The sequence below is a fragment of the Streptomyces yamdrokensis genome (genome assembly GCF_053890455.1).
Window position 1 is genome coordinate 4,565,471 of record NZ_CM132679.1, and the last position, 13,817, is coordinate 4,579,287.

The 13,817-nt window shown below is 71.4% G+C and carries 12 protein-coding genes; 5 read left to right on the plus strand and 7 right to left on the minus strand.

Going from position 1 to position 13,817, the window contains the following annotated elements; genetic code table 11:
• Positions 1–76 precede the first annotated feature (76 nt).
• Entirely contained in the window at positions 77–1,141 is a 1,065-nt protein-coding gene (gene rarD / locus ACWZEH_RS20430; protein WP_456192588.1) for an EamA family transporter RarD, read from the minus strand.
• A gap of 165 nt (positions 1,142–1,306) precedes the next feature.
• Positions 1,307–2,161: an SDR family oxidoreductase gene (locus ACWZEH_RS20435; RefSeq protein ID WP_456192589.1), complete on the minus strand. Its 855-nt coding sequence runs from the start codon at positions 2,159–2,161 to the stop codon at positions 1,307–1,309.
• A gap of 173 nt (positions 2,162–2,334) precedes the next feature.
• Between ACWZEH_RS20435 and ACWZEH_RS20440 the strand changes: the two genes are divergently transcribed.
• Positions 2,335–2,715: a winged helix-turn-helix transcriptional regulator gene (locus tag ACWZEH_RS20440; RefSeq protein WP_456199730.1), complete on the plus strand. Its 381-nt coding sequence runs from the start codon at positions 2,335–2,337 to the stop codon at positions 2,713–2,715.
• Positions 2,716–2,761: 46 nt separating this feature from the next.
• Here ACWZEH_RS20440 and ACWZEH_RS20445 read toward each other — a convergent pair whose 3' ends face one another.
• From ACWZEH_RS20445 to ACWZEH_RS20465, 5 genes are all read right to left on the minus strand, one after another.
• Positions 2,762–3,859: a 2-oxoacid:ferredoxin oxidoreductase subunit beta gene (locus ACWZEH_RS20445; protein ID WP_456192590.1), complete on the minus strand. Its 1,098-nt coding sequence runs from the start codon at positions 3,857–3,859 to the stop codon at positions 2,762–2,764.
• On the minus strand, positions 3,852–5,783 hold the full coding sequence (locus ACWZEH_RS20450) for a 2-oxoacid:acceptor oxidoreductase subunit alpha (RefSeq protein ID WP_456192591.1): 1,932 nt from the start codon (positions 5,781–5,783) through the stop codon (positions 3,852–3,854). The genes ACWZEH_RS20445 and ACWZEH_RS20450 overlap by 8 nt, the downstream gene beginning before the upstream one ends.
• A 328-nt stretch (positions 5,784–6,111) precedes the next feature.
• The gene (locus tag ACWZEH_RS20455) at positions 6,112–6,771 is read right to left on the minus strand and encodes a response regulator (protein ID WP_456199732.1); all 660 of its coding nucleotides are present in this window, start codon (positions 6,769–6,771) and stop codon (positions 6,112–6,114) included.
• 294 nt (positions 6,772–7,065) lie between these two features.
• Positions 7,066–8,460, minus strand: coding sequence for a sensor histidine kinase (locus tag ACWZEH_RS20460; RefSeq protein WP_456192592.1), 1,395 nt, complete (start codon positions 8,458–8,460; stop codon positions 7,066–7,068).
• Between the two features lie 194 nt (positions 8,461–8,654).
• Complete coding sequence (locus tag ACWZEH_RS20465; protein ID WP_456192593.1) at positions 8,655–9,881, minus strand: sensor histidine kinase; 1,227 nt, start codon at positions 9,879–9,881, stop codon at positions 8,655–8,657.
• Positions 9,882–10,100: 219 nt separating this feature from the next.
• Between ACWZEH_RS20465 and ACWZEH_RS20470 the strand changes: the two genes are divergently transcribed.
• Genes ACWZEH_RS20470 through ACWZEH_RS20485 form a run of 4 tightly spaced genes read left to right on the plus strand, consistent with a single transcriptional unit; the run spans position 10,101 to position 13,817 of the window.
• Complete coding sequence (locus ACWZEH_RS20470) at positions 10,101–10,565, plus strand: NADH-quinone oxidoreductase subunit A (RefSeq protein WP_456199734.1); 465 nt, start codon at positions 10,101–10,103, stop codon at positions 10,563–10,565.
• Positions 10,556–11,248: an NADH-quinone oxidoreductase subunit B gene (locus ACWZEH_RS20475; RefSeq protein ID WP_456192594.1), complete on the plus strand. Its 693-nt coding sequence runs from the start codon at positions 10,556–10,558 to the stop codon at positions 11,246–11,248. Before ACWZEH_RS20470 ends, ACWZEH_RS20475 begins: the two co-directional genes overlap by 10 nt.
• A complete protein-coding gene (locus ACWZEH_RS20480; protein ID WP_456192595.1) occupies positions 11,245–12,852 on the plus strand; it encodes an NADH-quinone oxidoreductase subunit C in 1,608 nt (535 codons plus the stop codon). The genes ACWZEH_RS20475 and ACWZEH_RS20480 overlap by 4 nt, the downstream gene beginning before the upstream one ends.
• Complete coding sequence (locus tag ACWZEH_RS20485) at positions 12,849–13,817, plus strand: complex I subunit 1/NuoH family protein (RefSeq protein WP_456192596.1); 969 nt, start codon at positions 12,849–12,851, stop codon at positions 13,815–13,817. Before ACWZEH_RS20480 ends, ACWZEH_RS20485 begins: the two co-directional genes overlap by 4 nt.

Consider the following 13,817-nt stretch of genomic DNA (forward strand, 5'->3'; position numbering starts at 1 on the left):
ACTGCCTGAAAGGCGTGGGCGGTACCCCCGGCACCGGACCACGCGACCTCATCGGGCGCTCATGGTGCAAGGACCCCTAAGGCCTGGCTGGCGGCGCATCCACCGTGTCCAGCGCATCAGCCGCGTCCCCTGCCGGCTCCACGGGGTGCGTCGTCACGGCGGCGGCCGTCGTGGCCGTCGTGACCGCACCGGCCGTGGCGGCCGCCGCTGCCGCCGCCACCCTCGCCCGCTCCCTGGTGAGCGCGCGGGCGGAGCGGTGGGCGGTGCGCAGCGCGTCCCAGGTCAGCAGCATGAGCGCCAGCCACACCAGTGCGAACCCGGCCCAGCGCTCGGGCGGCATGGCCTCCTTGAAGTAGAGGATGCCGAGCAGGAACTGGAACACCGGGGCCAGATACTGGAGCAGTCCCATCGTGGACAGCGGCACACGGATCGCGGCGGCGCCGAAGCAGACCAGGGGGAGCGCGGTGACGATCCCGGTGGCTGCGAGCAGCGCCGCGTGTCCCGCACCCTCGGTGCCGAACGCGGAATCGCCCCGGCTGCCCAGCCACAGCAGATAGCCGAGCGCGGGCAGGAACTGGATGGCCGTCTCGGCGGCCAGCGACTCGATGCCGCCGAGGTTGACCTTCTTCTTCACCAGCCCGTAGACGGCGAAGGAGAAGGCGAGGCAGAGCGAGATCCACGGCGGACGGCCGTAGCCGATGGTGAGGACGAGCACCGCGGCGAAGCCGACCCCGACCGCTGTCCACTGCACGGGCCGCAGCCGTTCCTTCAGCAGCAGTACGCCGATGGCGATGGTGACCAGCGGGTTGATGAAGTAGCCGAGGGAGGCCTCGACGACGTGCCCGGAGTTCACCGACCAGATGTAGACGCCCCAGTTCACGGTGATGACCGCCGCGGCGACCGTGATCAGGGCCAGCCGGCGAGGCTGCCGCAGCAGCTCTCCGAGCCAGGCCCAGCGGCGTATGACGAGCAGGGCGGCGCCCACGAAGAACAGCGACCAGACCATCCGGTGGGCCAGGATCTCCACGGCCCCCGCGGGCTTGAGGAGGGGCCAGAAGAGGGGGACGAGTCCCCACATGCCGTATGCCGCGAAGCCGTTCAGCAGTCCCTTGCGCCGCTCGTTGGCCGACTTCTCGGTCACGGGTCCTCCTTCTCACCTGCCGCGTCCGGGGCGTCCGACGCGTGTCGTCCGGGCGGCCGACGGCCGCCCGGACGACGGTAACGCCGCACACCCCTGCCTGTCATGCCCGTATCGGAATACGGTCATGACAGGCAGGGGTGTGCGGGCCCCGGGCCCGCGTGGAGGTCAGCCCTTCAGCGCGGCGGCGACGGCGTCCGCGAGCGGCGTGGCCGGGCGGCCGGTCAGACGGGCCAGGTCGCCACTGGTGACGACCAGCTCACCCTTCTCGATGGAGGCGTCCACACCGGCGAAAACGGCGGCCATCGGCCCGGGCAGTCCGGCACCGGTCAGGATGCCGGTGAGCTCCTCGACCGTGACCGGCTTGTAGGCGATCTCCCTGCCGGTCTGCCGGCTCAGCTCGGCCGCGTACTCGGCGAGGCTCCACGCCTCGTCGCCGCCCAGCTCGTACGTCTTGTTCTCGTGGCCCCCGCCGGTCAGTACGGCGACCGCTGCCGCGGCGTAGTCGGCGCGCGCGGCGGAGGAGACGCGGCCCTCACCGGCGGCGGCGACCACCGCGTCGTGCTCCAGCACCGGGGCGAGGTTCTCGGTGTAGACCTCGTGGTACCAGCCGTTGCGCAGCAGGACGTACGGCACGCCGGAGGCCAGCAGGGCCTCCTCGGTGCCGCGGTGGTCGTCGGCGAGCGCGGCGGTCAGCGTTTTGGGGGCGCTGGTGTAGGCGAGCAGGGCGACACCGGCCGCCTCGGCGGCCTCGATGACCACCCGGTGCTGCCGCACCCGGCCCTTGTCGAACTCGTTGCCCGAGATCAGCAGCACCTTGTCGCCCGCCGTGAACACGCCGTCGAAGGTCTCGGGGGCGTTGTAGTCGGCGACCGCGAGCCGCACGCCGCGCTCCGCCAGGCCGGCGGCCTTCTCCGGGCTGCGCACGACGGCGGTGACCTGTTCGGCCGGGACCTTCTCCAGCAGCTGCTCCACGACGTGGCGGCCGAGGTGTCCGGTGGCTCCGGTGACGACGATGCTCATGATCAGAACTCCTTGTGGGGTGCGGTGCCGTCAACACTAGGAGCTACGCTAACTTTTTGTAAGTACCCACTTTGAAGTAAGGTACTGGTATGACGGTAAGTGAAGGTGTGTCCGTGCCCCCGGCGCCCGCGCCGGCGCCTTTTCCCGGGCCGCTGTGGAGCGCGCAGGAGGCGATGTGTCCGCAGCGCCTGGTCCTGGAGCACGTGACGAGCCGCTGGGGGGTGCTCGTGCTGATCCGGCTCCAGGAGCGGCCCTACCGCTTCAGCGAGCTGCGCCGGACGATCGGCAGGGTCAGCGAGAAGATGCTCACCCAGACCCTCCAGACGCTGGAGCGCGACGGCCTCGTCCATCGTGACGCCAAACCGGTGATCCCGCCGCGCGTCGACTACTCCCTCACCGGTCTGGGGCGCGAGGCCGCCGAACAGGTGCGTGCGCTGGCCCTGTGGACCGAGCGGCGCATGGACGACGTACTGGCCGCCCGCCAGGCGTACGACGAGGCGCGCCAGGCGTACGACGAGGCCCGGCGGACGCACGACGAGGCCCGGACGCCCTGAAGCGTCCGGGCCTCGTGCGGGGCTTCGGCTTTCAGCGGGTCGCCGCTCAGCCGACGACCGTCCACGTGTCGTTGCCCGCCAGCAGCGCGCCGAGGTCGCCCTTGCCGTGCTGCTCGACGGAGGTGTCCAGCTGCTCGGCCATCAGCGTGTCGTAGACCGGGCGGTCCACGGAGCGGAAGACACCGATCGGGGTGTGGTGCAGGGTGTCCGGATCGGCGAGCCGGGACAGCGCGAACGCGGTGGTCGGGGACGCCGAGTGCGCGTCGTGGACCACGATCTCCGCCTCGTTCTCCGGTGTCACCGCGACCACCTTCAGGTCACCGGTGGTCCGGTCGCGGACGACGCCCTTCGCGCCTTCCGCGCCGAAGCGGATCGGGCTGCCGTGCTCCAGCCGGATCACCGCCTCCTCGGCCTGCCGCCGGTCCTTGAGGACCTCGAAGGCGCCGTCGTTGAAGATGTTGCAGTTCTGGTAGATCTCGACGAGGGCGGTGCCCGGATGGGCCGCGGCCTGCCGCAGCACCTCGGTCAGATGTTTGCGGTCCGAGTCGACCGTACGGGCCACGAAGGACGCCTCCGCGCCGATCGCCAGCGACACCGGGTTGAAGGGCGCGTCCAGCGAACCCACCGGCGTCGACTTGGTGATCTTGCCGATCTCGGACGTCGGTGAGTACTGGCCCTTGGTCAGGCCGTAGATCCGGTTGTTGAACAGCAGGATCTTCAGATTGACGTTACGGCGCAGCGCGTGGATCAGATGGTTGCCGCCGATGGACAGCGCGTCCCCGTCACCGGTGACGACCCACACGCTCAGGTCGCGCCGGGACGCCGCCAGGCCCGTCGCGATCGCGGGGGCGCGGCCGTGGATGGAATGCATCCCGTAGGTGTTCATGTAGTACGGGAACCGGGACGAACAGCCGATGCCGGAGACGAAGACGATGTTCTCCTTCGCCAGCCCGAGCTGGGGCATGAAACCCTGCACTGCGGCCAGGACGGCGTAGTCGCCGCAGCCGGGGCACCAGCGCACCTCCTGGTCGGACTTGAAGTCCTTCATCGACTGCTCGCCCTCGGCCTTGGGCACGAGGGCGAGAGCCTCACCGAACGGGGAGTCGCCGAGGGGGGACGGGCCGCCTGTCATCGTCTCAGTCATCGATGGCCTCCTTCAGTGCCTCGGCAAGCTGCTCCGCCTTGAACGGCATGCCGTTGACCTGGTTGTAGGAGTGGGCGTCGACCAGGTACTTCGCCCGGATCAGGGTCGCGAGCTGGCCGAGGTTCATCTCGGGTACGACCACCTTCTCGTAACGCTTCAGGACCTCCCCCAGATTCCGAGGGAAGGGGTTGACGTGGCGCAGATGGGCCTGCGCGACCGCGCCCCCCGCGCCCCTGATGCGCCGTACGGCCGCGGTGATCGGCCCGTAGGTGGACCCCCAGCCGAGCACCAGGACCCTGGCGTCGCCGTCCGCGTCGTCGACCTCCAGGTCGGGGACGTCGACGCCGTCGATCTTCGCCTGCCGGATGCGCACCATGAAGTCGTGGTTGGCCGGGTCGTACGAGATGTTGCCCGTGCCGTCCTGCTTCTCGATGCCGCCGATCCGGTGCTCCAGACCCGGTGTGCCCGGAACCGCCCACGGCCGGGCCAGCGTGTGCGGGTCCCGCTGGTACGGCCAGAACACCTCGGTGCCGTCGTCCATCGTGTGGTTGGGGCCCTGCGCGAACCGCACTCGCAGGTCCGGCAGCTCCTCCGGGTCCGGAACGCGCCACGGCTCGCTGCCGTTGGCCAGATAGCCGTCGGAGAGCAGGAACACCGGCGTCCGGTAGGTCAGCGCGATCCGGGCCGCCTCGAGCGCCGCGTCGAAGCAGTCGGCCGGCGTACGCGGCGCGACCACCGGGACCGGTGCCTCGCCGTTGCGGCCGTACATCGCCTGGAGCAGGTCCGCCTGCTCGGTCTTGGTGGGCAGGCCCGTGGACGGGCCGCCGCGCTGGATGTCCACGATCAGCAGCGGCAGCTCCAGCGACACCGCGAGACCGATCGTCTCGGACTTCAGCGCCACCCCGGGGCCACTGGTCGTCGTCACCGCCAGCGAACCGCCGAAAGCCGCCCCCAGCGCGGCACCGATGCCGGCGATCTCGTCCTCGGCCTGGAAGGTCCGCACGCCGAAGTTCTTGTGCCGGCTCAGCTCGTGCAGGATGTCCGAGGCCGGCGTGATCGGGTACGACCCCAGGAACAGCGGCAGATCCGCCTGCCGGGACGCCGCGATCAGGCCGTACGCCAGGGCCAGGTTGCCGGAGATGTTCCGGTACACGCCCGGTGGAAACGCCGTGGCGGCCGGTGCCACCTCGTAGGAGACGGCGAAGTCCTCCGTCGTCTCCCCGAAGTTCCAGCCCGCCCGGTACGCGGCGATGTTGGCCGCGGCGATGTCCGGCTTCTTGGCGAACTTCGAGTTCAGGAACCTCTCCGTGCCCTCGGTGGGCCGGTGGTACATCCAGCTCAGCAGGCCGAGCGCGAACATGTTCTTGCTGCGCTCGGCCTCCTTGCGGGTGAGGTCGAACTGCTTCAGCGCTTCGACCGTCAGCGTCGTCAGCGGCACCGGATGGAGGCTGTAGCCGTCGAGCGAGCCGTCCTCCAGCGGATTGCTCGCGTAGCCGACCTTCTGCATCGCCCGCTTGGTGAACTCGTCCGTGTTGACGATGACCTCCGCACCGCGTGGCAGGTCCCCGATGTTCGCCTTCAGCGCGGCCGGGTTCATCGCCACCAGCACGTTCGGCGCGTCACCGGGGGTGAGGATGTCGTGGTCGGCGAAGTGGAGCTGGAAGGACGAGACACCCGGCAGGGTGCCGGCCGGGGCACGGATCTCGGCGGGGAAGTTCGGCAGGGTCGACAGGTCGTTGCCGAAGGAAGCCGTCTCCGAGGTGAAGCGGTCACCGGTGAGCTGCATACCGTCACCCGAGTCCCCCGCGAACCTGATGATCACCCGGTCCAGACGGCGGACGTCCTTCACGCCCGCCGCTTTGCGCTGCTCTCCTGGGGCTGTTCCGTCGGCCTGCTCCGCTGGGCTGCTGACCTGGCTGGTCACTGAACTGGACCTCCTCGAGGGCGGCTGTCCGGGACAGGCCCTCCCGCAGGCCGTCCCTGGATCAACCCTACGTCCGTAAGGGTCGCCTTCCTGGGGTCATTCGCATCTTGGACACGACTTCGAAATCCCCCGCGGCCTCCCCGCGAAGCGTCGCCACGACGCGCGGAGCGCCGACGTCTCGCGTCCCCTGCCCGGATTCCCCCTGGTCGCCGACCCACCGGCTCCCGCCTTCCAGGACGCCGCCCACCCGCCGGCGGTTCAGCCGTCGGCCACCGACGTCGGCTCTCGCCCGCCGACGTCACCCGTAAGTGGGTCGGGTGGGTCCGGTTCAGGACTTGAGGTGGGTCAGGACCGCGAGCACCCGGCGATGATCGCCGTCGCTCGGGGACAGCCCCAGCTTCAGGAAGATGTTGCTGACGTGCTTCTCCACGGCTCCGTCGCTCACCACCAGCTGCCGGGCGATCGCCGAGTTCGTCCGCCCTTCCGCCATCAGCCCCAGAACCTCCCGCTCACGCGGGGTGAGTCCCGCGAGAACGTCCTGCTTGCGGCTGCGGCCGAGCAGCTGCGCGACGACCTCGGGGTCCAGGGCCGTACCACCCTCGGCCACGCGCACCACCGCGTCCACGAACTCCCGTACCTCGGCCACCCGGTCCTTGAGCAGATAGCCGACGCCCCGGCTGGAATGGGCGAGCAACTCCGTGGCATAGCGCTCCTCCACGTACTGCGACAGCACCAGCACCCCGACATCCGGATGCGTCCTGCGCAGCTGGACGGCGGCCCGCACGCCCTCGTCGGTGTGCGTCGGCGGCATCCGTACGTCGGCCACCACGACGTCCGGCAGCTCCCCCTGGTCGTTCAGCTCGGTGATCGTCTTGATCAGCGCGTCGCCGTCGCCGACCCCGGCCACGACATCGTGCCCCCGGTCGGTCAGCAGCCGGGTCAGGCCCTCCCGCAGCAGCACTGAATCCTCGGCGATGACCACACGCACTCTGTCCTCCACGAATCCTCGGCCCCCACGCCCTCATCCGGGCCCGCCCGTACGGCGGGCCCGGTTGACGGGACCAGCATCCCAGCATCCGGTGGGTGATGCGGAGGGATGACGCGAGAGAAGTCTTCGCGGGCAGGGGCCCGCACCGGTGGCAGGGGCATGTCCTGGTACGGGGCAGGGGCGACTTCCTGGCGCAGGGGTGTGTGCGGGTACGGGCCCGCCGCCCGTACCCGCACACCTGCCGGCCGCTTCCGCGTCCTCAGCCGCCGCTCACGCGCTCACGCGCCGGCCTGCTCACCGTGTCCGACCCGCCCGCCAGGGCAGCTCCGCCGTCACCCGGGTCGGGCCGCCGGACGGGGAGTCGACCACCAGGATTCCGTCCACCGCGTCCAGCCGCTCCGCAAGACCGGCCAGTCCGGAACCCTCCGACACGTCGGCACCGCCCACGCCGTTGTCCTCGACCTGCACCATCAGCCGGTTCTCCGTCCGCCAGACCTCCACGCCCGCCCGGGTCGCCCGCGCGTGCTTGCTGATGTTCTGCAGCAGTTCCGAGACGGTGAAGTAGGCGATGCCCTCGATCGCCGGCGCCGGACGCTCCGTCAGGTCCACGTCGACCCGTACCGGGACCGTGCACCGGGAGGCCACCGACGAGAGAGCCGCGTCAAGGCCCCGGTCGGTCAGCACGGCCGGGTGGATTCCGCGCGCCAGGTCCCGCAGCTCCTGCAGAGCCGTCTTCACCTCGCCGTGCGCCTCGTCCACCATGTGCGCCGCGGCCCGCGGGTCCTCCCGCAGCTTCTCCTTCGCCAGCCCCAGATCCATGGCCAGCGCCACCAACCGGGCCTGTGCCCCGTCGTGCAGATCGCGCTCGATGCGCCGCAGGTCCGCCGCCGCCGTGTCCACCACGGTGCCCCGGCCCGACTCCAGCTCCACCACGCGCGTCGCCAGCCGGGACGGCCCGAGCAGCCCGTGCACCAGCAGCCGGTCCACCATGGTCAGCGCCCGCACGATCCACGGCGCGGCGACGGTGAACAGCAGTCCGATCAGCGCGGTCACCGTGATCTCGAACGGGTTGTCCAGATAGATCTGGTGCCGCCCGTCGCCGTACAGCTGTATCCCGTCCTGACCGGCGTACATCGGGAAGACCCAGAACCACAGGGGGTACGTCAGCAGCGACCAGCCGATCGACCAGACGGTCACCGCGACGGCGAAGGCGAACACCGCCCACGGCAGATGGAGCACCGCGTACAGCAGCGACCGCCACGAGGCGCCGCTCTTCAGCACCGCCCCCACCCAGGCCATGAACCCCCGGCGCTTCATCCGCAGCGGCTCCGGCTCGGCCACGTCCAGGTCCAGCAGCCCCCGTGCCCGCATCCGCTCCAGCGCCCCGAACCCACGGCATCCGGCGAGCCCGGCGGCCAGCACCGGCACGCCGAGGAACGTCACCAGCAGACCGGCACCCAGCGACACCATCGTGACCGCGTAGGTGAAGAGCAGCACGCTGACCGGAAGACTCAGCAGGATGTACACCAGTTCGCGCCAGGTCCGTCCCTCGACCGGTGCCCGCAGTACCGCCGGCACCCGGTGCCGCCGCTCACCGGCCCTCCCTGCGCCACCGGTGTCCCCGGGGCGCCCGGGGGTACCGGTGGGCGTGTTGTAGAGCCCGTAGCCCTGTCCGTACTCGGTGGCCATCGGCGTCGTCCTTCTCCTCGTCCGGCGGCTGTGCTGTCGTATCTCCAGACTCCTTTGCGGCAGGCCGGCGGACCATGGAGTACGTCGCAGTCTTGGACGGGGGGTTTTCCCTACCTCCGACCGGGCGGCCGGCTGTGCGGGCGCGGACCGGGGCGCGCACAGCCACGCGGGGCGCGGTTACACGGGGCGCGCGGTTACGTGGCCGGCCGTACGGAGTTCTGCGTGGGTGTACGTGTACGCGTGTCCTCGGCGAGGACGCCGGAGCGGTCCCGCCACGGCAGCTCCGCCGTCACCGTCGTCGGGCCCCCCTCCGGCGACTCCACGACGAACAGACCGTCGACCGCCCCCAGCCGGTCGGCGAGCCCCCGCATCCCCGTACCGCCGTCCAGGCTCGCACCGCCACGACCGTCGTCCTCCACCTGGATGAGCAGACGGCCGGCCGAACGCCACACCTCGACCGAGGCCGTACGCGCGGCGCTGTGCTTGCTGACGTTCTGCAGCAGCTCCGAGACGGTGAAGTAGGCGATGCCCTCGATGGCCGCGGCCGGCCGCCCGGTGAGATCCACCGTCACCCTCACCGGCACCGTGCAGCGTGAGGCGACCGACGACAGGGCCGCGTCGAGACCGCGGTCGGTCAGGACCGCGGGGTGGATGCCGCGGGCCAGGTCCCGCAGCTCCTGCAACGCCAGCTTCACCTCGCCGTGAGCCTCCTCGACCATCGACGCCGCCGCGTCGGGATCCTCCAGCAGCTTCTCCTTGGCCAGACCCAGTCCCATGGCCAGGTTCACCAGCCGGGCCTGCGCCCCGTCATGCAGATCGCGCTCGATCCGTCGCAGATCCGCCGCGGCCGTGTCGACCACGACACCCCGGTCGGACTCCAACTCGGCTATACGCCGCTCCAGTTCGTCGGAAGGCGACAGCAGACCGCGCACCATCGCCCGGTCCGCGTTGGCCAACCCGCGCGCGATGAACGGCAGCACCGGCCACAGCACGAACAGCGAGACCAGCGTGACGGTGAAGGTGACGATGCCCCACGGCAGGCGTATCACCTCGTACAGCGCCGTGCGCCAGCCCACCGGGTCCTTCAGCGCCATCCACAGCCGCGGCAGGAACCCTCCGGCACCGTGCAGCGGCAGCCGGCTCGGCTCCTCCACCCGCACCCCGAGCAGCGCCCTGGCCCGCGCACGCTCGCCCCTGCCCAGCAGGCGCGTCCCCATCAGAGCGGCCGCGAGCAGCGGGAACCCGACCACGGTGACGGTCAGCCCGAGGCCCAGGAGCAGCACGGTCACGACGTAGGTGAAGCCCACCAGCGACACCGGAAGGTTCGCCAGGAGGTGGGCGATCTCCTTCCAGGTGTGCCGGTCGTAGGCGAAACGCGCCGGTGGCGGGCGGTCGTCGGGAGAAGGGGAGGGTTCGGTCATGTGTCATAGCGTGCCCGGCCACGGGGGTCCGCGCCATGAGGTGGCCCCCTGATATCCACGGGGGAAATCCCCACCCCCGATACCAGGGGTGCCGGGCTGCTTACGGGGCACTTAACAGGGCCTAGACTCCCGTGCGTACAGATCGTCGAGCAACGAGGGGCGGACGTGCGGCAACCGACCGGCGTCGATCCGACCGGCTTCGACCCGACCTCCAGCGACATGGCCGGCTTCGGTACGACCGGCTTCGACCCGACCTCCATCGGCGCGACCGGCAGCGATCCTGCTGCCGCGATCGCCTCGAACCAGGTCGCGGCGGCCGACTACTTCCAGGCGTACTCGGTCGTCGGACTGCTCGCCGTCGTCGGCGTGCTGTTCGTCGCCTTCGCCTTCGGCGCGGGACGCCTGCTGCGGCCGGTGGTGCCCACGCCCGAGAAGCTCATGACGTACGAGTGCGGAGTCGACCCCGTCGGCGAGGGCTGGGCCCACACGCAGGTCCGCTACTACGTCTACGCCTTCCTCTACGTGATCTTCGCTGTCGACTCGATCTTCCTCTTCCCCTGGGCGACCGTCTTCGCCGCCGACGGCTACGGCGCGGCCACACTCGTGGAGATGTTCATCTTCCTCGGCTTCCTCGCCGTCGGCCTGCTGTACGCATACAGGAAGGGCGTCCTGACATGGACGTGACCCCCACCAACCCACCGGGCGCCGCCACCCCGTCGGGCGCGCACTCGGGCTCCGGCGCGGCTTCGGGGCCGGTACTGCTTCCCGAGCCCGCCGTGCTCCCCGCCGAAGGGAGCGGAAAGCTCGGCGCGCTCGCCCGGCTCGCCCCCGAGCCGATGAAGGTGATCCTCAACTGGGGTCGCCGCTACTCGCTCTGGGTCTTCAACTTCGGCCTCGCCTGCTGCGCGATCGAGTTCATCGCCGCGTCGATGGCCCGCCACGACTTCATCCGTCTCGGTGTCATCCCCTTCGCGCCGGGACCGCGCCAGGCCGACCTGATGGTCGTCTCCGGGACGGTCACGGACAAGATGGCACCCGCGGTGAAGCGCCTGTACGAGCAGATGCCCGAGCCGAAGTACGTCATCTCGTTCGGCGCGTGCAGCAACTGCGGCGGCCCGTACTGGGACTCCTACTCCGTCACCAAGGGCGTCGACCAGATCATTCCGGTCGACGTCTACGTCCCCGGCTGCCCGCCGCGCCCCGAGGCGCTGCTCCAGGGGATCCTGAAACTCCAGGAGAAGATCGCGAGGGAGTCGCTGGGGGAGCGGTACGGGTCCGGCGGGCGGGGCGCCTCCGCGGCCGCCCTGCAGAGCGGGTTGGTGAAGCCGCCGGCGCCGGGGGAGTCCGGCCAGGGGGAGGACCGATGACCGCGGCCGGCTGGCTCCCCGCCGATGCCGAAGAGCTGTTCGGTGCGGACGCCACGGCCGAGGAGTCGTACGACGTCCTCACCGTCGACGTCCCGCCCGCTTCCTGGCTCCCGGCCCTGGAGAGTGCGCGCGACCGGCTCGGCTGCACGTATTTCGACTGGCTGAGCGCGGTCGACGAGCCCGGCACGGGCTTCCGCGTCACCGCCCACGTCGTGGCCCTCTCCCCGGTACGGCGCCTGCTGCTGCGTACGACCGTCCCGCACGAGGCGCCGGTGCTGCCCTCCGCCGTGGGCGTCTACGCGGGGGCCGCCTGGCACGAGCGCGAGACGTACGAGATGTTCGGCGTCGACTTCACCGGCCATCCCGCACTCGACCACCTGCTCCTGCCGGACACCTTCGAGGGGCACCCCCTGCGCAAGGACTTCGTCCTCGCCGCCCGCGTCGCCAAGGCCTGGCCCGGCGCCAAGGAACCCGGCGAGTCCGAGCACGGCGGGCCCAAGCGTCGCCAGATGCTTCCCCCAGGGGTCCCCGACCCCAATGAGTGGGGCCCCCTGAAGGGCCGGCTTCCCCCGGCCCCGTCCCGTCCGGCCCGGGGCGCGGGCAGGGCGGCCGCCGGTGCCGGAGACGGACCCGCCGCAGGACGAGCACCCGGTGACCGCCCGGTACGCCGAACCCGTACGGCGGCGGAGGGCTCCGCGAGCCAGGCCGCCCCCGCGGGGACCGAGGGCGAGGACCGCCCCGCACGTCCGCCGCGCCGGAACCGCACGGCGGCCGAGGGCTCCGCGAGCCAACAGGCCGCGCCCGCCCCCGAGGCACCGACTGCCGCGTCACCGGTCGGGTCACCTGCTGCCGGCACCGCGGCACAGCCCGGGACGCCCCCGCCGGCCGCGCCCCCGCCGGCCGCGCCCCGGACGCGCCGTGCCCGGAGCGCGAGCGAGGGTTCGGCTTCCCAGCGCGAGCCGTCGACGGCAGCCGCGTCCGGGAAAACCGGGGAAGCCGCGGAAGCTGCAGAAGCCGCGGAGGGCACGGTCGGCCCTGCTGTCGGCCCCGGCCCCGACGCGCCCGAAGCGCCGGCAGCGGGACGCCGCACCCGAAGCGCCTCTGGAGGCTCCGCGAGCCAACGTCCCCAGGCGTCACCGCCGAAGCCCGCCGAAACGGGGCCCGCCGGTGCACGAGGTCCCGGCCGGTCACGCAGCGCGCCGGAGGGGACGGGGACGCCGGGCACCACCGGCGCGTCGGAAGAGACGGAGGAGGCGCCGGACCGGACAGGAGCATCGGCCACCGGGCCTTCCCTCCCGTCGCGCAGCCCGGACGCCCCCTGGCACCACGCCCGCCCGGCCTATACCGAACCCGAGCCCGAGCCCGAAACACAGGTGGAACCCGCGTCCGAAGCACGGACTGAGCGCGAGTCCGCCCGCAAGGCCGGCCCCGCCCCGGGTCCTGGCCCGGGTCCCGAGTCCGACCCGGACCCGGAGCCGGACCCGGACCCGGACCCGGACCCGGAGCCGGACCCGGACCCGGACCCGGAGCCGGACCCGGAGTCGGGTCCCTCGAGCCCATCCGGACCTTCTGCCCCCGACACCCCCTCAGGAGGCACGCGGTGAACGACGTACTCGACGTCGCCCTGCGACTCCTGATCGTCTTCGTCGTCTTCCTCACCCTCCCCCTGCTCGTCGGCCAGACCGAGCACAAAGTGATGGCGCACATGCAGGGCCGCCTGGGCCCGATGTACGCGGGCGGTTTCCACGGCTGGGCCCAGCTCGTCGCCGACGGCGTCAAGTTCGTGCAGAAGGAGGACGTGGTTCCGGCCGGTGCCGACCGCCGTGTCTTCCAGCTCGCCCCTGCTGTCGCCCTCCTGCCGTACCTCCTCGTCCTGCTCGCGATCCCGGTCGGGCCGGGCGAGGGCGCCGTCGGGCAGGTACTGGACGCGGGCGTGTTCTTCGTGCTCGCGGTGATGGGCGTAGGCGTCCTCGGCTCGCTCATGGCCGGGTGGGCCTCCGCCAACAAGTTCTCCCTCCTCGGCGGCCTGCGCACCGCCGCTCAGCTCCTCGCCTACGAACTGCCGATGCTGCTCACCGCCGCCTCGGTGGCGATGGCGGCCGGTACCGTCTCGCTCCTCGGCATCCTCGACGCCTTCGAGTGGTGGTGGTTGCCCTGGCAGATCGTCGGCGCGATCGTCTTCTTCGTCGCGGGACTCGCCGAACTCCAGCGGCCGCCCTTCGACATGCCCGTCGCCGACTCGGAGATCATCTTCGGTGCGTACACGGAGTACACCGGCCTGCGGTTCGCGTTCTTCCTCCTCGCCGAGTACGCCGGGATCGTCGTCCTGTGCGGCCTGACCACCGTTCTCTTCCTGGGCGGCTGGCACGGTCCGTGGGGCGCCGACGGCCTCGGCTGGGTCTGGACCCTGCTGAAGACCGCGGTCCTCGCCTTCGTCGTCATCTGGCTCCGCGTCAGTTACCCCCGCCTGCGTGAGGACCAGCTGCAGAAGCTGTCCTGGACCCTCCTCGTTCCCCTCGCCCTCGCCCAGATCGCCCTCACCGGCGTCGTCAAGGTGGTGATCTCCTAG